The organism is Kitasatospora sp. Ki12 (genome assembly GCF_054601375.1).
In genome coordinates this window covers 2,327,036-2,354,025 of record NZ_BAAIHT010000001.1, presented here as the reverse complement: position 1 = coordinate 2,354,025, position 26,990 = coordinate 2,327,036, and the positions used below count along the sequence as shown (strand labels likewise).

Genomic DNA, 26,990 nt, shown 5'->3' with positions numbered 1-26,990 from the left:
AGCATGCCATCCGTGGCGATCGTGACGGGGAGTACGAACGGCGACACCGTCGGGGGCGACCCGGGCGGTGTGCCCGCGCGACGGAACGGCGGCGCGGGGGCGCCGGACAACGGGGTGGGGATGGCGGACAACGGCCCGGCGGGCAGTAGCGGTACGAACGGCGGCTCTGCGGGCAGCAGGGTGGCGGAGACCGGCAGCAGCACCAGCGGTAGCACCGGCATACCCGGGCAGGCCGGCCTCGGCCGGTTCCGGGCCCGCCCGCTGCCCGCCACCGGGCGGCTCCGGCAGCCCGTCGCACTGATCCGGCTGCTCGGCGGCCTGTTCGCCATCGCGCTCACCCTGCTGCTCGCCGACTACGCCCGCGCCACCACCGGCGGCATCGCCGCCGACGTCGCCGAGGCCGCCGGCCTGGTGCCGCGGCCGCTGGCGAGCCTGGCCGGCGGCCTGACCACCGCCGCGGTCCTGCTGCTGCCGGTGGGCCTCGCCGTCCGCCGCCTGCTCGGCCCCGACCGGCGGCGCGCCCTCCAACAGGTGTCCGACGGGCTGCTCGCCGCCGTCCTCGCGTACGGCGCCACCCTCGGCGTGGACCTGTGGGGCGACGGCCTCGCCCCGCACTCGCTGATCACCGCACTCACCCAGCCGCTGCCCGGCGACGTCCTCGGACGCACCGAACCGGTCTACGGCTACCTCGCCCCGGTCCTCGCCTTCATGACCGCCTCCGGCAGCCGCGAACGCCGGCTGCCCTGGACCGTCCTCGCCCTCTCCGGCCTCGCCGGACTCGCCGGCGGCTTCGCCACCCCCACCGCCCTGCTGCTCGGCCTGCTGATCGGCTGGACCGGCGCCCACGGCACCCTGTACGCGGTCGGCACCCCCGACCCCTGCCCGCGCGCCGGCGAGATCCTGCGCGCCCTGCGCGACAGCGGCCTGCGCCCGGTCGACGCCCACCCGGCCGGGCCCGACCGCTACCTGGTCCGGCAGGCCGACGGCCTGCCCGAACTCGACGTCCAGCTCCTCGACCGGCAGGCCGTCACCGCCGCCGCCGTCCAGCGGGCCTGGCGCCGGCTGCGCCTGCGCACCGCCCCCGACCCGCGCGTCCTGCGCTCCCCGCACACCGGGCTGGAGCACGAGGCCCTGGTCACGTACGCGGCCCTGGCCGCCGGTGTCCGTACCCGCGCCATCGCCGCCACCGTCGGCCTCGGCCACGACACCGCCCTCATCGCGTACGAGCGGCTGCCGGGCCGCACCCTGGACCAGCTCGCCGACGAGGAGATCACCGACGAGCTGCTCACCGGCGTCTGGGGCCAGCTCGCGCTCCTCCAGCGCCGCGAGATCGCCCACCGCGCCCTCGTCCCCTCCTCCCTCCTGGTGGACGACTCGGGCGCGGTCCACCTGGTCGACTTCGCCGACGGCGACATCGCCGCCACCGAACTCGTGCTGCGCTGCGACATCGCCCAGCTCCTCACCACCCTCGCGCTGCGCACCGGCGCCGCCCGCTCCGTCCGCACCGCCACGGCCGTCCTCGGCCCCGACCCGGTGGGTGCCGCCCTCCCGCTCCTCCAGCCCATCGCCCTCACCCACACCACCCGTCGCGCCCTCAAGCTCCACGCGAAAACGGCCCCCCGCCCCGCCACGGCCGACCCGGCGGCCGCCACCGTCCCCGCGCCCCGCACCGACACCGTCCCCGCGCCCGGCACCAGCACCCGCGAACGCCCCCGGTCCGGGAGCACCGCCGAACCCCCCACCGCCCCCGTCGGCCTCCTGGAGGAGATCCGGGCCGAGGTGCTGCGGGCGCGGCCGCAGGTGGTGGGGCGGCCGGTGCGGCTGGAGCGGTTGCGGCCGCGGACGCTGCTGGCCGTCGTGGGCGGGGTGGTGGCCGGGTGGCTGCTGATCCCGCAGCTGTTCGCGGCGGAGGACAACCCGGTCTCCGCCCTGGCGGACGCCGACCCCTGGTGGCTGCTGCTGGCGCTGTTCGCGGCGGCGACGAGCCACGTGACGGCCGCGATGGGGTTCGTCGGCTTCGTGCCGGAGCGGCTGGACTTCCGCAACGCGGTGCTGGCGCAGGTGGCCGGGGCGTTCGTGAAGCTGGTGTCGCCCGGCGGGGTCGGCGGCGTGGCGCTGAACACCCGGCTGTTGCAGCGGGCCGGGATCCCGACGGCGCAGGCGCTGTCCAGCGTGGGCGTGGGGACGCTGATCGGGCTGGTGCTGCACCTGCTGCAGCTGGGGGCGTTCGTCTACCTGCTGGACCTGCAGCCGGGCGGCTCCGAGCTGGACGCGCTGCCCGCGGTGGTGGGCGGGCTGGCGGGGGCGGCGGCGCTGCTGGCGGTGGTCTCGGCGATCCCGGTGGCGCGGCGGTGGCTGGCGGCGCGGCTGCGGCCGTTGACGACCGAGGTGCTGCCGCGGCTGCTGGACCTGCTGCGCAGTCCGACCCGGCTGGCGGTCGGGGTGACCGGGCAGCTGCTGGTGTCGATCTGCCTGATCTCGTGCCTGTACTGCTGTGCCCGGGCGATCGGCCGGGAGCCGTCCTTCGCCTCGGTGGCGGTGGTGTTCCTGGTGGGCAACGCGGCGGGCAGCGCGGCGCCGACCCCGGGCGGGGCCGGCGCGGTGGACGGGGCGCTGATCGCGCTGCTGCAGCAGACCGCGTCGATGGAGAAGGGCGGGGCGCTGGCGGCGGTGGCGCTGTACCGGCTGCTGACGCTGATCCTGCCGGTGCTGCCGGGCTGGGCGGCGATGGCCTGGCTGCAGCGCCGCCGGGCGCTCTAGGAACCGGCCCACGGCACGGCGGGCGGCTGGCTACTCCCGGTACTCGTCCTCGTCCAGCTGGACCACCCGGGCCTGTTCCGCCGCGTCCGCGACGTCGGTGGCCGGGTCGGCGCCGAGGGCCCGGCGTTCGGCGACCTCGTCGTACTCGTCGGACTGGGGCGTCTCCTCGCCCGACTCCCCGGACTCGACGGCTTCGGCGGCCTCGTCGATCAGGTAGTCCTCGTGATCCTGCGGCATGGCATCCGTCCTCACTCTTGTTCGGAGGCTCCCACGGGCCCGGTTGGCGGTACTCGCAGTATCCGCCGCGCGGCGCCCGGACGCGACGTGCCGAGCCCGCCCGGGCGTGTTGCCGGGGGCCCCGCTCCGACCGGCCGAGCCCCTTGATTGACCCACGGAACCCGCTCCCGAATGGCCCCTGAGAGGGGTGCACCGCGCCCCTAGGGTCGAAGTCATGACGACGACGAACGAGATCACCGAAGCCCCCGCCCGTCTCGACTACGCCCGCACCGTCCCGAAGGTGTTCCGCGCGATGATCGCCCTGGACGCGGCCGCCCGCGAGGGCGTGGACCCGTCGCTGGTCGAGCTCGTGCAGATGCGCACCTCCCAGCTGAACGGCTGCGCGTACTGCCTGGACATGCACACCAAGGACGCCCGCAAGGCCGGCGAGACCGACGAGCGGATCTACCTGCTGCCGGTCTGGCAGGAGGCCCCGGCCGGGGTGTACAGCGCGCGGGAGCGGGCCGCCCTGGCGCTCGCGGAGGAGATCGCCCGGATCGGCGGCGGGGTCTCGGACGCGGTGTACGCCCGGGCCGCCGTCCACTTCGAGGAGACCGAGCTGGCGCAGCTGATCTCGGTCTGCTTCACCATCAACGCCTGGAACCGGATCAACGTGGCCACCCGCAAGTCCCCCGGCACCGTCTGACCGGAACGTCGGCCCGGCCACCGGGGGTACGATCGGTGCCGTACGAAAGGGCTAACCCACACCCACCCGGTGGCCCCGAAGCCCGAACGAACGACGGGGAACGCATGTCCGGCTCGCACTACTTCACCGGTGCACCCGAGGTCGCCAGCGACCGCCGGCCGATCACGGTCTCCCTGCCGGACCTCACCCTGGAACTGACCACCGACACCGGGGTGTTCTCCCGGGAGCGGCTCGATCCGGGCACCCGGATCCTGCTGGAGCACGCCCCGCCGCCGCGGGTGCGCGGCCCGATCCTGGACGTCGGCTGCGGCTACGGCCCGATCGCGCTGACCTGGGCGAGCCGGCGCAAGCGGCTCCCGGTCTGGGCGGTGGACGTCAACGAGCGCGCCCTGGAGCTGGTGCGGCTGAACGCCGAGGCGCTGCGGCTGGGCAACGTCCAGGCCGCGCTGCCCGACGACGTCCCGGCGGACCTCCGGTTCGCGACGATCTACTCCAACCCGCCGATCCGGATCGGCAAGGCGGCGCTGCGCCGGCTGCTGACGCACTGGCTCGGCCGGCTGACCCCGGACGGCTCGGCGTTCCTCGTGGTGCAGAAGCACCTGGGCTCGGACTCGCTGCAGAAGTGGCTGAACGACCAGGGCTACCCGACGACCCGGGTCGCCTCGGTCAACGGGTTCCGGATTCTGGAAGCGCGGCCCCGCCCCGAGACGGGCGAGGGCTCGGAGAATGGACGAGGTACGACGTCGTGAAGCAGCTGCGCGGGACCGAACTGAAGCGTCTGCACCGCTCCTGGCGGCGCAGCAACGAGTTCCGGCTCGCGATGATCCTGGAGAACCTGCAGTCGCCGTTCAACGTCGGCTCGGTGGTCCGGACCGGTGCGGCGATGGGCGCCGAGAAGCTGTACCTGGCCGGGGACACCCCGTCGGTGCGCTCCTCGGGCGCGCAGAAGGCCGCGATGGGCACCGACAAGTACCTGAAGGTTGAGCACTTCCCGACCATCGCCGAGGCGGTGGCGGCGGCGAAGGCGGACGGCTTCAAGGTGGTCGGCCTGGAGCTGGCGGACGAGGCGGTGCCGATGTTCGCGGCCGCGCTGACCCCGGCGGTGGCCTTCGTGCTCGGGCACGAGGACCGCGGGATCACGCCGGATGCGCTGGCGCTCTGCGACCAGGTGGTGTTCGTGCCGCAGCTGGGCCGGGTCGGCTCGCTGAACGTGTCGGCGGCCGCGACGGTGGCCTGCTACGAGGCGCGCCGCCAGGGGTACGCGATCAGCGGCACCCCGGACGGCGCCCTGGCCGACGACCTGGCCGGGGATCTCGGCGACGACCTCGGGGGCGACGAGGACTGACGAGGGTCGATCACAGGAGGGGTGTGCCGAAAGGCCCACCCCTCCCGCCGTTTCCGCCCGGAAACCCCGCGCATCTCTGCCGAACGGCAGATGTGCGGACGGCCCCCGCCCGGAAGCATTCCGGTCGTGACCGAACTCCGGATCCTCGACCTGACCAAGGAGTACCGCGGCGGCAAGCGCGCGGTGGACTCCTTCTCGCTGACGCTGCGGCCCGGCGTGCTCGGCCTGCTCGGTGCCAACGGCGCCGGCAAGTCGAGCCTGATGCGCGTCCTGGCCACGGTCACCCGGCCCACCTCCGGCCGGGTGCTGTGGGAGGGCGTCGACACCGCCCGTGACCCCGGGCCGCTGCGCCGTGCCGTCGGCTACCTCCCGCAGGACTTCGGCGTCTACCCGCAGCTCACGGCGCGCGAGTTCCTCGACTACCTGGCCGCCGCCAAGGGGATGCGGCGGCGCTCCGCGAAGGCCCGGATCGACGAACTGCTCGACCTGGTCAACCTGTCGGGCGCGGCCGGGCAGCGGCTCGGGGCGATGTCCGGCGGGATGCGCCAGCGGGTCGGCATCGCCCAGGCGCTGCTCAACGACCCGGCGCTGCTGATCGTCGACGAGCCGACGGTCGGGCTGGACCCGGAGGAGCGGCTGCGCTTCGGCAGCCTGCTGAGCGGGCTCGGCGCCGACCGGATCGTGGTGCTGTCCACCCACATCGTCCCGGACGTGGCCGCCACCGCCGACCGGATCGCCGTCATGGGGCACGGCCGGCTGCTGCACCACGGCACCCCGGAGGAGCTGCTGCGGCACGCCGAGGGCTCGGTCTGGGAGCTGACCGTCGGGGCCGACCGGCTCCCCGCGCTGCGCTCGCGGTTCCTGCTCGGCGGCACCACCCGCACCCCGCAGGGGGTCCGGGCCCGAGTGCTGTCCCGGGCCCGGCCCGCACCGGAGGCCCGGCCCGTCCCGCCCCGGCTGGACGACGCGTACCTGCTGCTCACCGCCGCGCCGGCGGCGGCCGAGGAGGTGGCGGCATGGTGACGCGCATCGGGGCGCTCGCCCTGGCCGACTTCCGGGAGCGCCGGCGGCGGCCCGGCTACCTGGTCGTGCTGCTCGGCACGCTCGCCCTCGGGCTGCTGGCCGCGCCGATCGGCGAATCCCGCTGGCAGGTCTTCCAGGTGACGGACCTGCACGGCCGCTACACCAGCGGCTACGTGGGGACGGTGACGGCGCTCGGCGGCGCGGTCTGGCTCTCGCTGGCCGGCTTCGGCGTCGCGCGCGGGGCGATCCCCCGGGACGAGCGGAGCGGCGTCGGCCAGGTGCTCGCCGCCACCCCGATGAGCCGGATCGCCTACCTGGCGGGCAAGTTCGGCAGCAACCTGCTGCTGTTCGGCTCGATGCTGCTCGCCCTGGCCGGCACGGCGCTCGCGGTGCAGCTGCTCAAGGGCGACTCGGGCCACGTGGACGCGGTGCGGCTGCTGCTGCCGTACGTCCTGATCACCCTGCCGCTGCTGGCGGTGGTGGCCGGGTGCGCGGTGCTCTTCGACACCCTGCCCGGGCTGCGCGGCGGGCTGGGGGCCACCGTCTGGTTCGCGGTCTGGCTGGTCCTCGTCCTGGGGGCGCAGACGAGCGACGGCCTGGACGTGCTGGGCATGCGCCGGATCACCGCGTCGATCCGGGAGGTGCTCGCGGCGGGCGGCCGGCCCACGGACGGCGTGGAGTTCGGGGTCGGGCTGACGGCGGACGACCGGGTGCTCGGCACCTTCGACTGGCCCGGTCTCGGGCCGGGCGAGGCGGGCGGTCCGGCCGCGACGGGGGCGCTGCTGACGGCCGTCGCGGTCGGGCTCGCCCTGCTCGGGGCGCTGTGGTTCCGGCGCTTCGACGGGGCGTCCACGCGCCCGGGTACGACGAGGCTCCGCCCTGGTACGACAAGGCTCCGCCCGGGCGGAACGGGGGTACGCCCGGGCGGACGGACCGAAGGGGCCGACCGGGAGGAGGCCGGGGCGGGCGCGGCACCGGAGAGCGGCCCCGCCGCCTTCGCCGCGGCCCCGGCCCGGCTGACCTCGGCCCAGGCGACCTCGGCCCGGCTGGCCCCGGCCCACCGGGGCGGCACGGTGCTCGCCGCGCTCGCCGGTGAGCTACGGATCCTGGTCCAGGGGTGGTGGTTGTGGTGGGCCGGGGCCGCGGCGATCTCGGCGGTGGCACTGAGCGTGGCACCGGCCGGGCCGAGCCACGCGGTACTGCCGTTCGCGATGCTCTGGCCGATGCTGCTCTGGTCCCGGATGGGCCACCGGGCGGGCGGCGGCAGCATCGAGGAGCTGCTCGGCGCCTGCCCCTCCCCGCTCCGCCGCGGGCTGGCCGCGCTGCTCGCCGGGATCGTCCCGGCACTGGCGGTGGTGGCCGGGTCCGTGGTCCGGCTGCTCGGCGCCGGGGAGCACCGGGCCGCCGCGGGCGCCCTGGCCGGGGCCCTGCTGATCCCCGCCCTGGCCCTGCTCTGCGGCACCGTCACCCGCGGGCCCCGGCTGTTCCAGACCCTCTACCCGCTGCTCTGGTACGGGATGATCAACCACGTCGGCGGCCTGGACTTCCTCGGTGTCACCGGGCAGCGCGCCCCGGCCCCGGCAGCGGTCGCCGGCCTCGCCGCCGCCCTGGCCCTGGCCTCGCTCGCCCTGGGGGCGATACGCCACGCCACCCGCTGAGCCGGCAGGCCGAGCGGCCGCCGTGGTCGGCGCCGCCCGGCCACCCGGTGCCGACCACCCGTCACCGGCCAGGGCCGGCCTCAGCCCGGCTTCCCGGCCATCGGCAACATCGTCGGCAAGCTCGGCCCCGCCCCCACCGACACCGACGGACCGTCGCGCGCCGGCCGTCCTCGCCCACCTCGGCGAGTAGCCGGCGACGGGCCCCCGAGCCCCCCGCCCCGGAGCACAAAGCTGCCGGTCAACCGGCAGATCGGGCCCGGCCGGAGCCCGGAGCCCCGGAGTACGATGGCCCGGTCCCGGAGGCGCCGAAGGTACGAGAGCGCGCGGGCCCGACCCTTGCCGAAGCCGAAGCGATCCTCTCGGCGCGAGGGCGGGCAGGGCCGCGCGCACCCCGGGACCGTCAACCGCACCACAGCACCAGGCAAGGCCCAGAACGACGGCCCTCGTGCTGCGCAGGCAGGGCGGGGGGCCGTTCCACGCCCCGATGCCCGTCTGTGAGGACGCACCCATGACCCCTGCCCTGTCCACCACGAGCCCGGCCACCGGCGGACGCCCGACCGGGATCGCCGACTCCTCCGACCACGTCCGCTCCTCCGACTCCTCCCGTCCCTCCCGTCCCTCCGGCGCCGAATTCACCGAACTCTCCACCTACAGCCGCCTGTTGGACCTGCTGGCGACGACTCCCGCCGCCTACCGGACGATCTGCCACGTGCCGGAGGGGAACACCGCCCTCGCCAGCGAACTGCGCGGCCACCCGCTGGAGCAGGCCGCCAAGTCCATCGTGATCCGGGCCAAACGCACCAAGCAGGACGGCGGCGGCCGGTACGCGCTCGCCGTGGTGCCGGGTGACCGCCGGGTCGACCTCGACGCCGTCGGCCGGGCCCTCGGGTCCAACCGGGTCGGCTTCGCCGACCGCACCACCGCCGAGCGGCTGAGCGGCTGCGTGAGCGGCTCGATCATCCCGTTCTCATTCCACCCCGATCTCGAACTCCTCGTCGACCACGACCTGTTGGCGCATAGCCATCTCTATTTCAACGCGGCGAGACTCGATCGCTCCATCGAGCTGTGCACGGCCGTCTACCGGACGCTGGCACAGCCGCAGGTGCTCGCCATCGCCACCTAGCCCTCCCCTCCGCCCTCTCCCCTTCTCCTCCGCCCCGGCCCGGGAACCGCCCTGGGCCGGGGCACGGCCCAGCCCCGCCGGGTCGTCATTCCGCTGCCGCCGAAACCGGATTCCGCGACCGTGGGCGACCTGGTAGGAAGTGGATCATCATGAACGACAACGATGTAGTAAGACTGGAACAGGTCACCCGCACCTACGGGACCGGCCAGAACACCGTCACCGCCCTCGCCGGAGTCACCCTCGGATTCGCCCGCGGCAGCTTCACCGCCGTCATGGGCCCGTCCGGCTCGGGCAAGAGCACCCTGCTCCAGTGCGCCGCCGGACTCGACCGCCCGGACTCCGGCACCGTCGTCGTCAACGGCGTCGACCTCGGCGGGCTCGACGAGAACGCCCTGACCGAACTGCGCCGCGAGCGCCTGGGCTTCGTCTTCCAGGCCTTCAACCTGCTCGGCGCCCTGACCGCCGAGCAGAACGTCGGCCTGCCGCTGCGTCTGGCCGGCCGCAGGCCCGACCCCGCGCGGGTCCGGGAGGCCCTGGCCCAGGTGGGCCTCGGCGAGCGGACCGGCCACCTGCCCTCCCAGCTGTCCGGCGGCCAGCAGCAGCGGGTGGCGATCGCCCGGGCCCTGATCGCCGCCCCCGAGGTGCTCTTCGCCGACGAGCCCACCGGCGCCCTGGACAGTTCCAGCAGCCGCGAGGTGCTCACCCTGCTCCGCTCCCTCGTCGACCGGCAGGGCCAGAGCACCATCATGGTCACCCACGACCCGGTCGCCGCCTCCTACGCCGACACCGTGCTCTTCCTCGCCGACGGCCGGGTCGTCGACCGACTGGCCGACCCGGACCCGCAGACCGTCGCCGCCCGGATGACCGCCCTGGAGGCCGCCCGCGACGAAGCCGCTCGCGAAGAAGCCGTCGGCGAAGAAGGCCCCGACCGGGTCGTGGGTGACCCCAGATGACCGTCTACCGTCTGCTCCTCCCGATCGCCGCCGCCTCGATGCGCCGCCGCTGGCCGGCCTTCGTCGGCTCCTTCGTCGCCCTCGCCCTCGGCGTCGCGGTGATGTCCGCCGCCGGGGTGCTGCTCAACACCACGATGGGCGAGGACTCACTGCCCGGTGCGCCCTCGCTGCACAAGCTGGTGAGCTTCATGGCCGCCATGGCCGGGTTCGTCTCGGTCTTCGTGGTCTCCTCGACCTTCGCCTTCGCCGTCGCCCAGCGCCGCCAGGAGACGGCGATGCTGCGCGCGGTCGGCGCGACCCCGCGTCAGGTCCGGGCGCTGGTCCTCGGCGAGGCCCTGGTGGTGGCGCTGGTCGCCGCCGTGGCGGGCTGCGTGATCGGCCTGGCCGTCGCCCCGGCGATCGCCGCCTGGCTGGTCGACCGGGGCGCCGCGCCGGCCGGCTTCCACTCCGAGCCTGCCGTGGTGCCGCTGCTGCTCGCCGCCTCGGGCGGCCTCCTCGTCTCCCTGCTCGGCGCCTACGCGGCCTCCCGCCGGGCCGGCCGGGTGCGTCCGGTGGAGGCGCTCGACGAGGTCGCGGTCGACAGGAAGGTGATGCCGGTCTCCCGCTGGGTGGCGGCGGTGCTGTTCCTCGGCGTCTTCGGCTACACCCTGTCGACCTTCATCTCGATGCCCGCCTCGATGATGGCCGACCCGCAGTCCCGCGATCCGGAGACCACCCCGCAGTGGGCCCTGCTCTTCGATGTGATGGCGGTGCTCGCCGTCGGGCTGATCGCCCCGGTGCTGGTGCCCCCATTGGTGCGCCTGTTCACCTCGGTCGTCCCGCTGCTGCCCGGCGCGGCCGGGCTGATCGCCCGGCAGAACGCCCTCGCCGCGATCCGCCGCACCGTCTCCACCGCGACGCCGGTCTTCCTGGTGATCGGCCTGGCCGGCTCGGTGGTCGGCGGCACGGCGGTCTTCAGCGACGCGATGGCCGCCCAGGGCCGCGCCGCCCTGAAGGCCGGCTACGTGGTCGAACCGTCCGACGGCCGTGCCGTGCCCGCCGACGCCCTCCGGAGCCTCGCCGCCCTGCCGGGCGCCCGGCTGACCACCGCGTCGACCGTACGCTTCGACGGCCTGGCGACCCCCGACCAGCAGCCCGCACCCGGCCGCCCCACCGACCTGCCGATCCCGGAGGACGGCCTCGCCGTCGACGGCGACCTGCGCGAGGCCTGGAACCTGACCGCCGACTCCGGCTCGCTCGCGGACCTGCACGGCAGGACGGTCGCGGTCTCCACCGACCTGGCCCGGGTCTTCGGCTGGCACGTCGGCGACACCCTGACCGCCCGCCTGCCGGACGGCACCCGGGAACCGCTGCGCCTGGTCGCCCAGGTCGGCCACCTGCTGCCGCACCTCCCGGAGATCGTCGTCCCCCGCGAGGCGCTCCCCGGCCCGAGCACCGTCTCGATCGCCTACCTGTCCACCGGCGCGGACCCCGCGCAGGTCACGGCCGCCCTGAACGGCACCACGGCCCGCGCCACCACGGGCACCGCCTGGATCGGCGCGCGCAACGACCGGTCCACCGACAACGGCTGGATCGCGATGCTGGCGATCCTCGGCCCGGCCCTGCTCTACGCGCTGCTCGCGATCGTCAACACGATGATGATGTCCACCGGAGACCGCCTGCGGGACTTCGCCACCCTCCGCCTCACCGGCGGCACCCGCCGCCAGGTCCTCCGCGTGGTCGCCGTCGAAACCCTGCTGGTCGTCGCCACCGCGGCCGCCCTCGGACTGCTCGTCACCCTGGTCACCCAGTACGCGACGGTCCTACTGATCGAGAACCGCATCCTCGACGCCACCCGCTCGGCGGCCCTCGACCTGCCCTGGACCACCCTCGCCGGCACCACCGCGATCTGCCTGCTCCTCGCCCTCCTCTCCAGCCTCCTCCCCGCCCGCCTCGCCCTCCGCACCCGCCCCCTCGACCTCGCCACCACCCGCCCCTGACCCCACCACCCCACCCGGCCCCGCTCCCCCACCCGGCAGCGGGGCCGGCCTCGTCTCCCCCAGCCGAAAACACCAAAAAGCCCAGGTCAGAAACAATCTGACCTGGGCTTTCAAACTGAGCCGCCTGCGGGATTCGAACCCGCGACCTACGCATTACGAGTGCGTTGCTCTGGCCAACTGAGCTAAGGCGGCACCGTTGTCACCTGTGGTGGCAACGCGGGTTAGTTTACACAGGTTCGACGGTGATCCGTACTCGGATACCCGGGGGGTGGGTCAGGCGGAGGAGACGGCGAGCTTGGCGGCGAAGCCGGCGAAGAGGACGGCTACGCCGCTGGTGAGGGTGGCGGAGAGGCGCTTGCGGCGGCGGAAGGCGGTGGCGAGGGTGGTGCCCGCGAAGATCAGCAGGGAGAGGTAGAGCAGGCTGAAGGTCTGCAGGACGCCGCCGAGGAGGGCGAAGGACAGGGCGGGCTGCCCGTAGGACGGGTCGACGAACTGGGTGAAGAAGGAGAGCAGGAAGAGGATGGCCTTGGGGTTGAGGAGGCTGATCACCAGGGCGCGGCGGAAGGGGTTCTCGGCGGACTCGGGGGCCTCGTCGGTGGCGGGGTCCGCTGCCTGGCGTTCGAGCCAGAGCTGGCGGGCGGCGCGGAGCATGCCGTAGCCGATCCAGAGCAGGTAGGCGGCGCCGCCGAACTTGACCACGGCGAAGACGGCGGGGTTGGCCTTCAGCAGGGAGGCGGCGCCGAGCGAGGTGAGGCTGATCAGGGTGAAGTCCCCGACGAAGACGCCGGCGGCGGCCCGGTAGCCGGTCCGGATGCCCTTGCGGGCCGCGACGGAGAGTACGTACAGGGAGTTGGGGCCGGGCAGCAGGACGATGACGAGGGCGCCGAGGACGTAGGTCGCCAGGTCGTTGACTCCGAGCACGATGCGCTCCGGTGCGGGGAAGGGGGCAGGGGGCGCTCATCGTAACGTCGTACAGATGGTCGATTGAAGCGAAAGCCACCGGCCCGCCCGCCCGGCCCTCGCGCTACCGGTCGCAGCGCTTGCCCTGCTCCGGGGCCTCCCCCGTCAGCAGGTAGTGGTTCACCGCGCCGTCCACGCAGGCGCTGTGCCGGCCGTACGCGGTGTGGCCGTCCCCGTCGAAGGTGAGCAGCCGGCCGGACTCCAGCTGTCCGGCCAGGGACCGGGCCCAGGCGTACGGGGTGGCCGGGTCACGGGTGGTGCCGACCACGACGATCGGGGCGGCGCCGGCCGCCCGGACGGTGTGTGCCGCCCCGGTGGCCCGCACCGGCCAGTAGGCGCAGGTCAGCGCCATCCAGGCCATGTCGCGCCCGAAGTGCGGCGAGACCCGCTCGAAGTCCGGCACCGCCCGCTGGACGTCCTCCGGCCCGTGGAAGGGGGCGGGCAGGTCGAGGCAGTTCACCGCCGTGTTGGCGAACATCAGGTTGGGGTACGTGCCGTCCGCCTCGCGCCCGTAGTAGGCGTCGGAGAGCTTCAGCAGTCCGGTGCCGTCGCCGGCCTTGGCGTCGGAGAGCGCGGTGCGCAGCTTGGGCCAGAGGAAGTCGGCGTACATGGCCTCGATGACGCCGGTGGTCGCCTGGGACTCGGTGAGCCGGCGCCCGTTGTCGCCGGTGGGCAGCGAGGCGGTCTGGACGGCCGCGAACAGGGCGGTGAGCTGCTCGCCGACCTGCTGCTCGGTCCGGCCGAGCGGGCAGTCCTCGCGCTTGGCGCAGTCCTTGGCGAAGGCGGCCCAGGCGGTCTCGAAGCCGCCGGCCTGGGTGCGGTTGCCGGTGACCGAGTCGAGCGCCGGGTCCATCGCGCCGTCCAGCACCAGTCGGCCGACCCGGTTCGGGAAGAGCCCGGCGTAGGTGGCGCCGAGGAAGGTGCCGTAGGACTTGCCGACGAAGTTCAGCCGCTCGTCGCCCAGCAGGGCGCGCAGCACGTCCATGTCGCGGGCGGCCTCGACGGTGCTGAGGTGGCCGAGCGCGGCCCCGGCCTGCTTCCGGCAGCCCTCGGCGAACTCCTTGTCGGCGGCGATCAGCGCGTCGATCCCGCGCTGGTCGCCGGGGGTCAGGTCGACGGCGGTGTAGGCGTCCATCCGGTCGCCGCTCAGGCAGGTGACCGGGTTGCTGCGGCCGACCCCGCGCGGGTCCAGGCCGACCAGGTCGTACTGGGCGCGCACCCCGCGGTCGTACGTCCGGGCGGCGGACTCCAGGTACTCGATCGCCGAGCCGCCGGGACCGCCCGGGTTGAGCAGCAGCGAGCCGAGCCGCGGCTCGTGGGAGCCGGCACCGGCACCGGCGCTGGCCACATCGGTCGCGGCGGATTCGGCGGAACCGGCGGGCTCCGCAGCCGCGCGGGCAGCCGCCAGCGTGACGTCGCCGTCGCCCGGGTGGTCGTAGTCCAGCGGCACCCGGAACGTCGTGCACTCGAACCCCCCGTCGCACGGCTGCCAGGCCGGCCGCTGCGCGTAGTACGGCGCGAGCGCGGCCGGGACGGCGGCGGGCAGCGGCTCCAGCGGGGTGACCCCCGGTGCGGCGGCCGCGGCCACGGGCGCGGCGGTGCCGGCCGAATCGGACGAGGCCGCCCCCGGCTCGCCGGACGGGCCCGCACCGCACCCGCCCGCCAGCAGCCCGACGACCAGTGCCGCGGCGGACACCCGCACCGCGGCGGCCGGCACCCGCACCCGTCCGAAGGTCCTCATCCGGTTGCTCTCCTCGAAGGTCGGAAGGAACGAAGACAGGAAGACAGAAGGAAGAGGAAGCGGCGGGAACGCCGCTGCCCGGTACCCGCACCTCGGGGCACCGGGCAGCGTAGCGCCCGCTCGGCCGGCGCTCAGGACGCCTTGGCCAGCGCCTCGGCCAGGAACTGCGCCGCCTGCCGGACCAGCCGCAGCCGCTCCCGGTCGGGGGTGAAGTCCTGCACGTTGTCCGAGATCCGCACCTCGGCCTTGGCCGCCGGGCCCGGGCCCGCCTTCAGCGAGGCCTGGAGCTTGCGGGCCGCGTCCAGCCCGGCGGCGTCGGCCTTGGCGGCGGCCAGCAGCAGCTTGGCCGCGCTCCCGGTCGGGGCCTCGGCGCCGGTCTGGGTGAGCGCGGCGGCGTCGTACCGGCCGGAGACCGCCGCGGCCGCGCCGTACAGGTCGGGGCGGGCCAGCCCGGCGGCGGCCGCGCACGGCGCGCCGCCGTCGACGCCGAGGGTGCCCCAGGAGGCCGGGCCCGGCGGCAGGGTGCGGAAGGAGGCCGCGATGGTGGTGCGCAGCGTCGCGTCGTCGGCGACGGCGGCCGGGGCGGCGGCGACCAGCTCGCAGGGGTGCGCGGTGCCGTTCGGCGCCTCGGGGGCGACCAGGATGAACGGACGGGTCTTGCCGCTCTGCAGCGCCGAGCCGATGCCCTCGAAGACGTCCGGGACCTCGGCGTCGGCGGTCTTGCTCGGCGCGGCCGCGTGCATCACCACGACCGGGAAGCGCGTGTTGGGCTCCTTGGCGTACTGCGGGGGGAGCCAGACCCTGACGTTGCGCGGGCGCCCGTCGGGGCCCAGCACGGCGGACTGCAGCAGCTCGCCGCCGCCCGGGCGGCCGACGCTGTCGAAGCGGCTCACCACGGCGGGGGGCGTGGTGGCGGCAGCGGCGGCCGGCTCGGCGGCCACCGGCGGCGCCGCCTGCTGACGGGCCGCCGCGCCGGCCGCAGGCCCCCCGGCCGCCCCGCCGCCCGGACCCGCCGTGTCCACGGCCGGCTCCGCCCGCTCCGGCCGCTGGTCGCCGTGGCCGAGACCGCCGAAGGCCCCGAGGGCGGTGAGCAGCGTCAACCCGCTGACGCACACCCCGCAGACCATCGCCCCGGCCGCCCGCAGCAGCATCGGCCACCGGTCCCCGGCCAGCTCGTAGGTCTCGGCGGCACGCAGGTCGCGCCAGCGCTGGAGGGCACCGCGGGCCAGCCAGATCCCGCCGAGGGCGGCGGCCAGTAGGGGGATGACGAGGAGCGAACGAACCATGCGACGCACCGCCTCGGAGAGAGGGCCGGCGCCGGACCGGACCCGGCGCGTACGGGAGGCGACCGGCCCGGCACCGGGCGCAGTCGGCCCCCAGCGTGCACAACCGGCGGACCGTCACACGCGGGTGTGCCCGGCGCGTATCGCTCGTTCACTCGAAGGTGGGACAGCGCACCGGCTCCGGGAGGCGTACGGCCGTCGGCCGGTGGAGCGCGTCCGGCGCCGGGGGAGGTGACGGACGAGTGACGGACGAGGTGGGGTCGTCAGATCACCCGAAGGCCCGCCGCGCGCCTCGACGCGGCACCCGCCCCCGGAGGCCTGCTCAGCCCGCGCGCAGCGCCACCGCCATCGCCTCGACCGCGAGCAGCGGGTCCACGTTGCGGTCGAGCGCCCGGCGGCAGGCCAGCACCGCCTCGATCCGGCGCAGCGTGCCCTCCGCGGGACCGGCCTGGGCGACCCGGTTCAGTGCCTGCCGCTGGTCCTCGTTGGCGAGCGCGCCGGTGGAGCCGAGCTGGATCGCGAGCACGTCCCGGTAGAAGCCGAGCAGGTCGAGCAGGGCGACGCCGAGGGTCTCCCGGCGGGTGCGGGTGGCGCGGCTCTTCTGCCGCTTCTCCAGCTCCTTGACCGCCCCGGCCATGCCGCGCGGCGCCTTGCTGCCCTCGGCGGCGCCGTAGGCGGCCTTGAGGTCGTCGGTCTCCTTGGCGTCCTGGGTCTCGGCGAGCGCCTCGGCGTCGGCCTTGGCGGTGTCGACCAGGCGCTGGGCGGCGGCCAGGCAGCCGCCGATGTCGCCGACCTCCAGCGGGATCCGCAGCACCTCCGTCCGGCGGGTGCGGGCCTGCTCGTCGACGGCGAGGCGGCGCGAGCGTTCGATGTCGCCCTGTCCGGCGAGCGCGGCGAGCCGGGCCGTCTCCGGGTCGACGCCGTCGCGGCGGACCAGGGTGTCGGCGACCGCCTCGGCGGCGGGGGTACGCAGCACCAGCAGCCGGCAGCGGGAGCGGATGGTCGGCAGCACGTCCTGGACGGAGGGGGCGCAGAGCAGCCAGACGGTGCGCGGGGAGGGCTCCTCCACGCCCTTGAGCAGCGCGTTCGCGGCGGCCTCGGTGAGCCGGTGGGCGGCGTCCACCAGGATCACCGACCAGCGGCCGCCGGTCGGGTAGCTGGAGGCGCGCAGCACCAGTTCGCGCATGTCGCCGACGCCGATGGACAGGCCGTCCGTGCGGACGTACTTCACGTCGGCGTGGCTGCCGGCCAGCACGGTGTGGCAGCCGTCGCAGAACCCGCAGCCGGGCGTGCCGCCGAGCGCGAGATCGGGGCTGGTGCACTGGAGGGCGGCGGCGAAGGAACGCGCGGCGGTGACCTGACCGGCACCGGGCGGGCCGGTGAACAGCCAGGCGTGCGTCATCAGGGAGGCGTTCGTGCCCTCGGCCGGCGCGGCCCCGCGACCGGCCTCGACCGCCGCCCCGGCCGCCCGGGCCGCGGCGGTCAGCTGCTCGACCACCCGCTCCTGGCCCACCAGGTCGTCCCAGACGGCCACTGCTGCTCCCAAGCTCCGTACGGCAGCGCCCGAGGCGCCTCTTCCCCGCCGTCGAGCATACGTCTCCGCCCCGACACCCACTGCTCCGTCCGGGCCACGGCGGACGGGGAGTGGAACGGCGGGGCGTACGGCGGAGCGGCGGGGCGTACGGCAAGAGGTGGGCAGCGGAGCCGTCGAGCCCCCGGGAACGCGGCGGCGCCGCCGGGGACCCGCCCCGACGGCGCCGCGAGACCGTGTCAGGTCAGCTCCGGCGGCCCCAGCGACGGCCCTTGCCCTTGCCGTCGTCCTTGCCGTCGTCCCTGCCGTCGCCCTCGCCCTGAGCGGCGTCGCCGCCGTGGCGCGGGTCGGTGCCGCTCCGCGGGCCGCCGTGCTCCCAGCGCGACCACTCGTCGTGCGACCCGAGCAGGGTGTCGGTGAGGCTCGGCAGATCGTCCATCGGCGTCTCCTCGGCCCACTCCGGCCGGGGCCGCTCGGCGCCCGACGGCTGCTGGGCCGCCGGCTGCGCCGCCGGGGCCTGCGGCGGCATCGGCGCCTGCGGCCGGCCCTGGCCCTGGCCCTGGCCCTGCGGCCGGGGCTGCGCGGCCGGCGCCCCACCGACCACCGGCAGCTCCCGCGTGCTGTCCACCGGGCGACCCGGCTCGACCCGCGGCAGCACCTCGGTCCGGTCGGCCTCCGCCGGGACCTTCGGCAGCACGGCCGTCGCGTCCACCGCCGAGGCGGGGACCACCGGCAGCTTGGCGGTCGCGTCGACCGCCCCGGCGGCTCCGGCCGCTTTGCGGGCCTCCGCGGCCTCCGCCGCCCGGACCGCGGCCTGCCGGTCCCGCAGCGACAGCTCGCGCGTCCGCTCGTCCCCGACCCCGTCCTCGAACCCGCCCGCGGAGCCCCGCGGCGCGTCCTGGACGACCGAGTCCCGCGGCGCGTCCTGGACCGGCGCGTCCTGAACCGACGGGCTCTGCCCCGGGGCGCCGCCCTTCGGCGTCTCCCGGACCACCCGAAGTTCCGTGGTCACGTCCCCGGCCACCGGACCCGCCGGCGGACCAGCCGGCGGACCAGCCGCCGACCCGGCCACCGGACCGGCAGGCCGCCCGGCCGCCCGGTCCTCCGCCGTCTCGGCGGCCGCGGCCGCGGCGGCGAGCGCGGCGGCCTGCGTCAGCCGGGCCTCCTCGGCCCGCTGGAGCGCCTCCTCCGCCCGGCGGCGCTGCTCCTCGCGGGCGAGCTCCCGCTGCCGCTGCAGCTCCGCCTGGGCGGCCGCCTCGTCGGCGATCCGCTGGCGTTCGGCGGCCTCGGCGGCCAGCCGCGCCTCCTCGGCGGCGCGCAGCTTGGCCTCCTCCTCGGCGCGGCGCGCGGCCGCTTCCTCGGCCCGGCGGCGGGCTTCCTCCTCGGCCTTGCGGCGGGCCTCGGCGGCGGCCCGCTCGGCCTCCTCCTTGGCCAGCCGCTCCTTCTCCGCCTGCTCGGCGCGCAGCTGGGCCAGCACTTCCTGCCGCTTGCGCTCGGCGGCCTCCTCCTCGGCCTTCTTGCGGGCCTCCTCGGCGGCGCGGCGCTCGGCCTCCTCGCGGGCGAGGCGCTCCTGCTCGGCGCGGGCGGCCTTCTCCTGCTCGGAGAGCGGCAGCTCGCGGTCGAGCCGGTGCCGGATGGCGGTGGTGACGAAGCCGGGGGCCTGGCTGCCGTCGACGACCAGGTAGCGCGCCGGGTCGGCGGCCGCGAGGGCGAGGAAGCCGGCCCGGACCCGCTGGTGGAACTCGGTCGGCTCGGACTCCAGCCGGTCCAGAGCCTCGGTGAAGCGCTCCCGGGCCCGGGTCGGGTCGACGTCCAGGACGACGGTCAGGTCGGGCAGCAGCCCGCCGGTGGCCCAGCGGGAGATCCGGGCGACCTCGGTCGCGGCCAGGTCGCGCCCGGCGCCCTGGTAGGCGATGGAGGAGTCCATGTACCGGTCGGTGATCACCACGGCGCCACGGGCGAGGGCCGGCCGGATGACGTTCTCGACGTGCTCGGCCCGGTCGGCGGCGTAGATCAGCGCTTCGGCGCGGTGCGACAGGCCGGTGTTGCCGACGTCCAGGACGAGGCCGCGCAGCCGCTGGCCGACCGGGCTGCCGCCGGGCTCGCGGGTGAGCACGACCTCGTGCCCCTTGCCGCGGATCCACTCGGCGAGCGCCTGGGCCTGGGTGGACTTGCCGGCGCCGTCGCCGCCCTCCAGGGCGATGAAGAAGCCGGTGCCCGCGCCCCGGTGCGGGACGGGGCCGGCGGCGCCGCGCACCGCGTCCACCAGGTCCCGGCCGAACGGCACGGTGCCGCGCCGGTCGTCGGTGCGCAGCAGCACGACGGCGGCCAGCACCAGCGTGAGCAGCCCAGCGGTGGCGACGGCCAGGGCGGCGCCGCCGTGGATGAAGGTGAAGGAGCCGGGCTCGACGGTGCCGTAGTCGACGTCCCCGTAGGCGGCGGCGATCAGCGGGACGGCGATCAGCGCGGCGGCGACCACGGTCCGCAGCACCGCGTACAGGTGCTCGGTGACCTTCGGCAGCCGGGCCTCCTCGACCTCCTGGGCGAGCAGGGTGCGGCCGGCCGAGACGACGATCCCGGCGGCCAGGGCGGCCAGCACGGTGAGCAGCAGGACGAGCACGAAGTCCAGCACCAGCCCGGCCAGGATCAGCGCGACGCCCTGGGTGAGCAGGGCCAGCGCGAGCAGCCGGCGGCGGGAGAGCGAGGGCAGGACGGCCCGGGTGAGCCGGGCGCCGAGGGCGGGCGCGCCGGCGGCGGCGAGCACCACCAGGCCGTAGCCGATCGGTCCGGCCCGGTGCTCTGCGGCGGTCAGCAGTGCGAGCGCGGCGACGCCCGCCATCGAGGCGAAGCCGGCCGCGACGGCGAAGGTGAAGTACGGGGCGCCGCCGGTGCGGCCCTTGCTCAGCGCGGGACCGGGGACGGCGTCGGTCGGGGCCCGCAGGCCCCGCAGCGGGGAGACCGGGGCGACGGAGACCGGGCCGCCGGGCAGCTGCTGGAGGTAGCCGCGGGTCGCGGCGGCGGCGAACAGCCCGGCCGCACCGAGGGCGGCGAAGGTCAGCTGGTGGGCCCGGAGCCAGTCCGAGCCGGCCGCCGCGCCGATGTTGTTGAGCAGGGTGAAGCCGACCAGACCGACGGCCGCCAGCGGCACGGTGACCCACTCGGCGAAGCGGTCGATGACCCGGACGGTCTCCAGGTTGGCGGCGGCGGGCCGCTGCTCGGCGGCCGGCGCGTACGGGTCGGCCGGCGGCAGCAGGCCGGGTACGGCGGCGGCCTTGGCGGTCTCCCGGACCCGCTCGGCGGCACCGGCGACGAACACGGTGGCGAGCAGGACGTAGGTGGCGGCCCCGGAGGGCTTGGAGCCGGAGCCCAGCCAGACGCTCCACCAGGGGGCGAGGCCGATCAGCAGGACGCGCAGCGCGTCCGCGCCGACCAGTGTCCAGCGCCGGTCGAGCGTGCCCGCGACCAGCCGGTGCACCGGACCGAGCAGCGCCACGCCGACCAGGCCGGTGGCGGCCACCCGGACGGCGAGGACCGCGGCGAGGGCGAAGGCGAGGCTGCGCGGCAGGTCACCGAACTGGTGGCCCTGGGCGGCGGCGATCACGGTGAGCGCGAGCAGCACCAGCAGGCCGAGCCGGTCGGCGGTGCCGCCGATCAGCTGGGTGGTCCACAGACGCCGGTAGGCCCGGGTCCGCAGCAGCGCCCGGGCCCGCTCCACCGGAGTCCCGGCGGGCGCGACCTCGGGCAGGTCTGGCGTTGCGGCCCTGGCGGCCGGGGCGGCGCTGGGGGCCGGGGCGGCGCTGGGGGTGGGCTGCTCCTCGCTCGTCATACGGTCAGCGTAGCGGTCGGGGCTTGGCCGGATTGTGGCGAACGGGCTTCCGGATCCCGCTCATCACCGGGTTGTGACGTTCCCCGCACACATCCCCACGCGAAGCCCGGCCCGCATCCCCGCGCCGAGCCGGCCACCCTCACCCGGACGCACCGCGGGCCCGCGCCCCCGGGTGGGGGTGCGGGCCCGCTGCCGCCGTCGGAGGATCAGCCTTCGTCGGTGGCCGTGGTCTTGCTCGCGGCGGTCTTCTTGGCCGCCGTCTTCTTCGCCGCCGCCGTCTTGGTGGTGGTGGTCTTCTTGGCGGCGGTCTTCTTCGCGGCCGCCGTCTTCGTGGTGGTGGTCTTCTTGGCCGCCGTCTTCTTCGCCGGGGCCTTCTTCGCCACCTTCTTCACCGGCCCGCGGGCCCGCTTCTCGGCGAGCAGCTCGTAGCCGCGCTCCGGCGTGATGGTCTCGACCTCGTCGTCCTTGCGGAGCGTGGCGTTGGTCTCGCCGTCGGTCACGTACGGGCCGAAGCGGCCGTCCTTGACCACCACCGGGCGCTCGCTGACCGGGTCGTTGCCCAGCTCCTTGAGCGGCGGGGCGGCGGCGGCCCGGCCGCGCTGCTTGGGCTGGGCGTAGATCGCCAGCGCCTCGTCGAGGGTGATCGTGAAGAGCTGGTCCTCGCTGGTGAGCGAGCGGGAGTCGGTGCCGCGCTTGAGGTACGGGCCGTAGCGGCCGTTCTGCGCGGTGATCTCGGCGCCCTCGGCGTCGGTGCCGACCACGCGCGGCAGCGAGAGCAGCCGCAGCGCGTCCTCCAGGGTGACGGTGTCCAGCGACATCGTCTTGAACAGCGAGGCGGTGCGCGGCTTGACCGCGTTCTTGCCGGTCTTGGGCGTGCCCTCGGGCAGGATCTCGGTCACGTACGGGCCGTAGCGGCCGTCCTTGGCGACCAGCATGTTGCCGCTGACCGGGTCCGGGCCGAGCTCGAAGTCGCCGCTGGGCTTGGCCAGCAGCTCCTCGGCCAGCTCGATGGTGAGCTCGTCCGGCGGCAGCTCGTCCGGGATGTCGGCGCGCTGGCCGGGCTCGCCCTCGACGGTGGAGGCGCGCTCGACGTACGGACCGTAGCGGCCGACCCGCAGGGTGAGGTCGTCGCTGATCCGGAACGAGCTGATCTCCCGGGCGTCGATCGCGCCGAGGTCGGTGACCAGTTCCTTCAGGCCGCCCAGGTGGTCGCCGTCGCCGTTGCCGGCCTCGGCGGCCGCGCCGGCCGGGCCCTCGCCCTCGCCGAAGTAGAAGCGCTTGAGCCACGGCACGGACTGCGCCTCACCGGCGGCGATCCGGTCGAGGTCGTCCTCCATCCGCGCGGTGAAGTCGTAGTCGACCAGTCGGCCGAAGTGCTTCTCCAGCAGGTTGACCACGGCGAAGGAGAGGAAGGACGGGACGAGCGCCGTCCCCTTCTTGAACACGTACCGGCGCTGGATGATCGTGTCGATGATCGACGCGTAGGTGGAGGGGCGGCCGATCTCCCGGTCCTCCAGCTCCTTGACCAGCGAGGCCTCGGTGTAGCGGGCCGGCGGCTTGGTCGCGTGGCCCTCCGGGGTGATCCGCTCGGCGCCCAGCGGGTCGCCCTGGGCGACCTGCGGCAGCCGGCGCTCGCGGTCGTCGAGCTCGGCGTTCGGGTCGTCGGCGCCCTCGACGTAGGCCTTGAGGAAGCCGTGGAAGGTGATGATCTTGCCGGAGGCGGAGAACTCGACGTCCCGGCCGTCGGCGGAGGTGCCGGCCACCCGGACGGTGACGGACTGGCCGACCGCGTCCTTCATCTGGGAGGCGACGGTGCGCATCCAGATCAGCTCGTACAGCCGGAAGTCGTCGCCGGTCAGGCCGGTCTCGGCGGGGGTGCGGAAGCGGTCGCCGGAGGGGCGGACGGCCTCGTGCGCCTCCTGCGCGTTCTTGACCTTGCTGGCGTAGGTGCGCGGGGCGTCCGGCAGGTAGTCGGCGCCGTACAGCTGGGTGACCTGGGCGCGGGCGGCGGAGACCGCGGTGTCCGACAGCGTGGTGGAGTCGGTACGCATATAGGTGATGAAGCCGTTCTCGTACAGCTTCTGGGCCACCTGCATGGTCCGCTTGGCGCCGAAGCCCAGCTTGCGGCTGGCCTCCTGCTGGAGCGTGGTGGTGCGGAACGGCGCGTACGGCGAGCGGCGGTAGGGCTTGGACTCGACGCTGCGGACGCTGAACGCGGTCTGCTCCAGGGCGGCGGCCAGCTGCCGGGCGGCCTGCTCGTCCAGGTGCAGGGTGTTGGCGCTGCCGGCCTTCAGCCGCCCGTCGGAGCCGAAGTCACGGCCGCTGGCGATCCGCTTGCCGTCGACGGCGGCGAGCCGGGCGCCGAAGGTCTCCGGGTTGGCGGCGTCGGCCGCGGTGCGACCGGTGCCGAAGGTGCCGACCAGGTCCCAGTACGAGGCAGTGCGGAAGGCGATCCGCTCGCGCTCGCGCTCGACCACCAGCCGGGTGGCGACGGACTGCACGCGGCCCGCCGACAGCTTCGGCATGACCTTCTTCCACAGCACCGGCGAGACCTCGAAGCCGTAGAGGCGGTCGAGGATGCGGCGGGTCTCCTGGGCGTCGACCAGGCGCTGGTTGAGCTCGCGCGGGTTGGCCACGGCCTCCTGGATCGCCGACTTGGTGATCTCGTGGAACACCATCCGGTGCACCGGCACCTTGGGCTTGAGCACCTGCTGCAGGTGCCACGCGATGGCCTCGCCCTCGCGGTCCTCATCGGTGGCGAGGAAGAGCTCGTCGGACTCCGCGAGCAGCGACTTCAACTTGCTGACCTGGGACTTCTTGTCCGCGTTGACCACGTAGATGGGCGCGAAGTCGTGATCGACGTCCACTCCGAGGCGGCGCACCTCGCCGGTGTACTTGTCCGGCACCTCGGCCGCGGTGCTCGGGAGGTCGCGGATGTGCCCGACGCTCGCCTCGACGATGTAGCCGGGGCCCAGGTAGCCCTTGATCGTCTTCGCCTTGGCCGGCGACTCGACAATGACGAGTCGCTGTCCGTGCGCGGTCTCGCTGCTCGGGGACACCTTCGCTCTTCTCTCCCGGTCCTTATGTGGCTGGTCGGCGCTGGCAGCACGGGCTGCGCTCCGCCCGACCCCTCCACCGTCCCGGGGTCGCCGCTGCACGACACCCCACCAGCGGAGTGTGACCGTACCCCGGCCACCCTTGTCAAACGGAAGGATCCCGCTTTTTCACTTGCCGGGCTCACCGACGCCACTCGAACGGTAACCCGATGACGGAGGTTCGCGCCCCGTGGAGGGGGGCCTTGAGCGGCCTTCGGCAGGTTCCGGAGGATGGAATGACGGATTTCAAGATCTGTCAACGGAAAATCGCCGGACGGACGGGATCCCGCCGAATCGCGACCCGAACCCAGCCGGATCCCGTTCGGTTCCCAGTCGGACCACGGCCCGACCACGGCCGGAGCACGGCCCGGCCCGGGACGGGCTGCCCGACGGGCGGACCGCTCAGCCGCCGACTGCGGCCAGGAGCCCGGCGCCCGCCGCCAGACAGGCCACCCCGAGGGCGCTCCACAGCAGGTCGGCGACGGCCACCCGGCTGATCTCGCCGGGCGCCAGCACCACCCGGCCGGGGTCCCGCGGGTCGTAGCAGATCCGTACGGACGCCCCGGGGGCGAAGCGGTCCGGACGGCGCAGCGGGGTGTGGCCGCGCGGACGGGCCAGCACCAGCCCGGCGATCCCGCACCCACCCGGGCCACCGGGTCCGCCGGGTCCTCCGACCGAGGGCGGCACCGAGAAGGAGAGCAGCGGCGCGCTGTCCAGCTGACCGTGCCCGTTCTCCTCGGCGAGCACGGTGGCCACCGCCGGCATCCCCCGACGGCGCACCCGGAGGCGAAGGCGCACTTCGGCGGCGCACCAGAGCAGCAGCACGCCACCGAAGAGGGCGAGCACCAGCCCGCCGACCGTCGCGGTCGTCGTGTCCACCCCTGCCCCCGGCTCCCCAGCTCTGTCCACAGCCTGTGGACAGAGCCTCACAGCGGAGGGCCAACGGGGGGCAGCCGTTCGGCAGCCACCGGACGAACCAGGGGATACGGGCGGGTGAACCGGCACCGGTACGGCACCGGCACGGCACGGCACGGCGGCCGGAACGGCAGTCGGCGCGGGGCGGTCCGGCAGGGTTCGGGGACCCGCGCGTCAGCGGACCGGGTCGATGAACCCCTGCTCGGTCAGCAGCCGCAACGACTCCGGCACCCGGTCCCGCAGAACCACCCGGTCCTCGCCGAGCAGCTGCGCGATGGCGTCCACGATCTCGCCCGCCGACAGCGTCCCGTCGCAGACGCCGACGAAGCCGGCGCCCACCGTGTCCACCTTGGTGGCCCGCCGCATGCCGCGGTTGTGACGAAGGATCACGTGCTCCGGGTCCTCCGCGCCGGGCGCGCCCACCTGCTCCTGGACCACCTCGTCGGCCAGCACGTACCGGGCCGCGAGCAGGCCAGCGTCGTCGTGCGAGCGGAGGAAGTCCTGCCGGCCGAACCAGGCCTCGATGTGCGGGCCGAGCGGCTGCTCCACCGGGTGCGGCCACTCCTCGACCCGGACGGTCGGACGCGCGGCGCCGCTCGCCCGCAGGGTGATCCACCCCATGCCGATGCCCTCGACCCGGCCCGCCTCGAAGGCGTCCAGCCACTCGCCGTAACGGGCCTGGTAGTCGCCGCCGGGGCCGCGGTGGTCGCCGCCGTCGCGCAGCCACAACTCGGCGTACTGGGCCACGTCCTGGACCTCGCGCTGGACGACCCAGGCGTCCAGGCCGGTGCCCGCGACCCAGCCGGCCAGCCGCTCGTGCCAGTCCTCGCCCTTGACGTGCTGCCAGTTGGCGAGCAACTGGCAGTAGCCGCCGGGCTCCAGGTGGTCGGCGGCCGAGCGGACCAGGCTGCGGCACAGGTCGTCACCGGCCATGCCGCCGTCGCGGTAGGTGAACCGGCCGGCCGGCGAGATCACGAACGGCGGGTTGGAGACGATCAGGTCGAACTTCCGCTCCCCGACCGGCTCGAAGAGGCTGCCGGAGAGCACCTCGGTCCGGTCGAAACCGGACAGCGCCAGGGTCAGCTCGGTGAAGCGCAGCGCGCGCGGGTTGAGGTCGGTGGCGGTGACGGTGCCGGCGTGCCGGGCCGCGTGCAGCGCCTGCACGCCGGAGCCCGCGCCGAGGTCCAGCGCGGCCCGGACCGGGCGGCGCACGGTGATGTTGGCCAGCGTGGTGGAGGCGCCGCCGACGCCCAGTACCAGGTCCTTGCGGCTCACCCCCTGCGCCGTCTCGCCGGAGCCGATGCCGCCCGCGCCGCCCACCGCACAGCCCAGGTCGGAGACCACCCAGGCGTCCGAACTGGGCATCCCGGCCACCTCGTTGGCGTACGGCCGGACGTCGACCGTGGCGCGCACCAGGTCCCCGTCGGGGCGCAGCCAGCCGTCCGCCAGGCAGTCCTCCACCGGCAGTGCGGCCGCGGCCGCCTGGTACGGCACCGGCTGCTGCAGCAGGAACAGCCGCACGAGCGTCTCCAGCGGGCTGCCGCCGCGGGTCGCGCGCAGGGCCGGCACCGCCTCGCTGCGGGCCAGCGCCGAATAGCCGGAGGGCCCGAGCAGGTCCAGGCACCCGTCAGCGGTGAACGAGGCGGCGAACAGCGCCTCGCGCAGCTTGGCGAGGCGGGTCGGGTCGAGAACGGGGCTACTGATCACCCCGCCATTGTCCCCCGCCGCACCCCCGCCGCCCGCCTCCGGGCCGGGCGGCCCCGCGCCTCACCGCGGTCACCGGCCGGGTTCGCCGACCGGGCGGCTCCCGGCGGGAGCCCGTTCCGGCCCGCGCGCCCCCACCAGGCCTCCGCACGCCCGGTCGCACGCCCGGCGA

18 protein-coding genes and 1 tRNA gene are annotated in these 26,990 nt (G+C 75.3%); 9 read left to right on the top strand and 10 right to left on the bottom strand.

Annotated features, from left to right (window positions below; all coding sequences use genetic code 11):
• The first annotated feature begins 12 nt into the window (after nucleotides 1-12).
• Nucleotides 13-2,760, top strand: coding sequence for a lysylphosphatidylglycerol synthase transmembrane domain-containing protein (locus tag ACYP53_RS10265; RefSeq protein ID WP_459647223.1), 2,748 nt, complete (start codon nucleotides 13-15; stop codon nucleotides 2,758-2,760).
• 30 nt (nucleotides 2,761-2,790) lie between these two features.
• Here ACYP53_RS10265 and ACYP53_RS10260 read toward each other — a convergent pair whose 3' ends face one another.
• Nucleotides 2,791-2,997: a hypothetical protein gene (locus ACYP53_RS10260; RefSeq protein WP_189912981.1), complete on the bottom strand. Its 207-nt coding sequence runs from the start codon at nucleotides 2,995-2,997 to the stop codon at nucleotides 2,791-2,793.
• 214 nt (nucleotides 2,998-3,211) lie between these two features.
• Here ACYP53_RS10260 and ACYP53_RS10255 point away from each other — a divergent pair, with 214 nt between their 5' ends.
• From ACYP53_RS10255 to ACYP53_RS10220, 8 genes are all read left to right on the top strand, one after another.
• The gene (locus tag ACYP53_RS10255; RefSeq protein ID WP_459647222.1) at nucleotides 3,212-3,682 is read left to right on the top strand and encodes a carboxymuconolactone decarboxylase family protein; all 471 of its coding nucleotides are present in this window, start codon (nucleotides 3,212-3,214) and stop codon (nucleotides 3,680-3,682) included.
• 104 nt (nucleotides 3,683-3,786) lie between these two features.
• A complete protein-coding gene (locus ACYP53_RS10250; RefSeq protein WP_189912983.1) occupies nucleotides 3,787-4,431 on the top strand; it encodes a class I SAM-dependent methyltransferase in 645 nt (214 codons plus the stop codon).
• Nucleotides 4,428-5,027, top strand: a complete 600-nt coding sequence (locus ACYP53_RS10245) for a TrmH family RNA methyltransferase (protein ID WP_189912984.1) — start codon at nucleotides 4,428-4,430, stop codon at nucleotides 5,025-5,027. Before ACYP53_RS10250 ends, ACYP53_RS10245 begins: the two co-directional genes overlap by 4 nt.
• 126 nt (nucleotides 5,028-5,153) lie before the next feature.
• Nucleotides 5,154-6,050 (top strand): ABC transporter ATP-binding protein, encoded by an 897-nt coding sequence (locus ACYP53_RS10240; protein WP_373313658.1) that lies wholly within the window; start codon nucleotides 5,154-5,156, stop codon nucleotides 6,048-6,050.
• Nucleotides 6,044-7,708 carry a hypothetical protein gene (locus ACYP53_RS10235; RefSeq protein ID WP_459647221.1) on the top strand — a complete coding sequence of 555 codons (1,665 nt, stop codon included), beginning with the start codon at nucleotides 6,044-6,046 and terminating at the stop codon, nucleotides 7,706-7,708. The genes ACYP53_RS10240 and ACYP53_RS10235 overlap by 7 nt, the downstream gene beginning before the upstream one ends.
• Nucleotides 7,709-8,216: 508 nt before the next feature.
• On the top strand, nucleotides 8,217-8,831 hold the full coding sequence (locus ACYP53_RS10230) for a YbaK/EbsC family protein (RefSeq protein WP_459647220.1): 615 nt from the start codon (nucleotides 8,217-8,219) through the stop codon (nucleotides 8,829-8,831).
• 149 nt (nucleotides 8,832-8,980) lie between these two features.
• Nucleotides 8,981-9,784: an ABC transporter ATP-binding protein gene (locus ACYP53_RS10225; protein WP_459647219.1), complete on the top strand. Its 804-nt coding sequence runs from the start codon at nucleotides 8,981-8,983 to the stop codon at nucleotides 9,782-9,784.
• The gene (locus ACYP53_RS10220) at nucleotides 9,781-11,763 is read left to right on the top strand and encodes an FtsX-like permease family protein (RefSeq protein WP_459647218.1); all 1,983 of its coding nucleotides are present in this window, start codon (nucleotides 9,781-9,783) and stop codon (nucleotides 11,761-11,763) included. The genes ACYP53_RS10225 and ACYP53_RS10220 overlap by 4 nt, the downstream gene beginning before the upstream one ends.
• Before the next feature lie 118 nt (nucleotides 11,764-11,881).
• Here ACYP53_RS10220 and ACYP53_RS10215 read toward each other — a convergent pair.
• The 9 genes from ACYP53_RS10215 to ACYP53_RS10175 form a co-directional block, all read right to left on the bottom strand.
• Nucleotides 11,882-11,955 (bottom strand) — tRNA-Thr (locus ACYP53_RS10215).
• An 81-nt stretch (nucleotides 11,956-12,036) separates the two neighbouring features.
• Nucleotides 12,037-12,684: a leucine efflux protein LeuE gene (leuE, locus tag ACYP53_RS10210; RefSeq protein WP_459647217.1), complete on the bottom strand. Its 648-nt coding sequence runs from the start codon at nucleotides 12,682-12,684 to the stop codon at nucleotides 12,037-12,039.
• A 103-nt stretch (nucleotides 12,685-12,787) separates the two neighbouring features.
• Nucleotides 12,788-14,464: an alpha/beta hydrolase gene (locus ACYP53_RS10205; RefSeq protein WP_189913001.1), complete on the bottom strand. Its 1,677-nt coding sequence runs from the start codon at nucleotides 14,462-14,464 to the stop codon at nucleotides 12,788-12,790.
• Between the two features lie 131 nt (nucleotides 14,465-14,595).
• The gene (locus tag ACYP53_RS10200; RefSeq protein WP_459647216.1) at nucleotides 14,596-15,750 is read right to left on the bottom strand and encodes an alpha/beta hydrolase; all 1,155 of its coding nucleotides are present in this window, start codon (nucleotides 15,748-15,750) and stop codon (nucleotides 14,596-14,598) included.
• A 319-nt stretch (nucleotides 15,751-16,069) separates the two neighbouring features.
• Nucleotides 16,070-17,281: a DNA polymerase III subunit delta' gene (locus ACYP53_RS10195; protein WP_459647215.1), complete on the bottom strand. Its 1,212-nt coding sequence runs from the start codon at nucleotides 17,279-17,281 to the stop codon at nucleotides 16,070-16,072.
• A gap of 241 nt (nucleotides 17,282-17,522) precedes the next feature.
• Entirely contained in the window at nucleotides 17,523-21,104 is a 3,582-nt protein-coding gene (gene tmk / locus ACYP53_RS10190; protein WP_459647214.1) for a dTMP kinase, read from the bottom strand.
• A 206-nt stretch (nucleotides 21,105-21,310) separates the two neighbouring features.
• Nucleotides 21,311-24,163: a type I DNA topoisomerase gene (topA, locus tag ACYP53_RS10185; RefSeq protein WP_459647213.1), complete on the bottom strand. Its 2,853-nt coding sequence runs from the start codon at nucleotides 24,161-24,163 to the stop codon at nucleotides 21,311-21,313.
• 438 nt (nucleotides 24,164-24,601) lie between these two features.
• Nucleotides 24,602-25,078, bottom strand: a complete 477-nt coding sequence (locus tag ACYP53_RS10180) for a DUF3592 domain-containing protein (protein ID WP_459647212.1) — start codon at nucleotides 25,076-25,078, stop codon at nucleotides 24,602-24,604.
• 210 nt (nucleotides 25,079-25,288) lie between these two features.
• Nucleotides 25,289-26,821: a DUF7059 domain-containing protein gene (locus tag ACYP53_RS10175; RefSeq protein ID WP_189913006.1), complete on the bottom strand. Its 1,533-nt coding sequence runs from the start codon at nucleotides 26,819-26,821 to the stop codon at nucleotides 25,289-25,291.
• Nucleotides 26,822-26,990 lie beyond the last annotated feature (169 nt).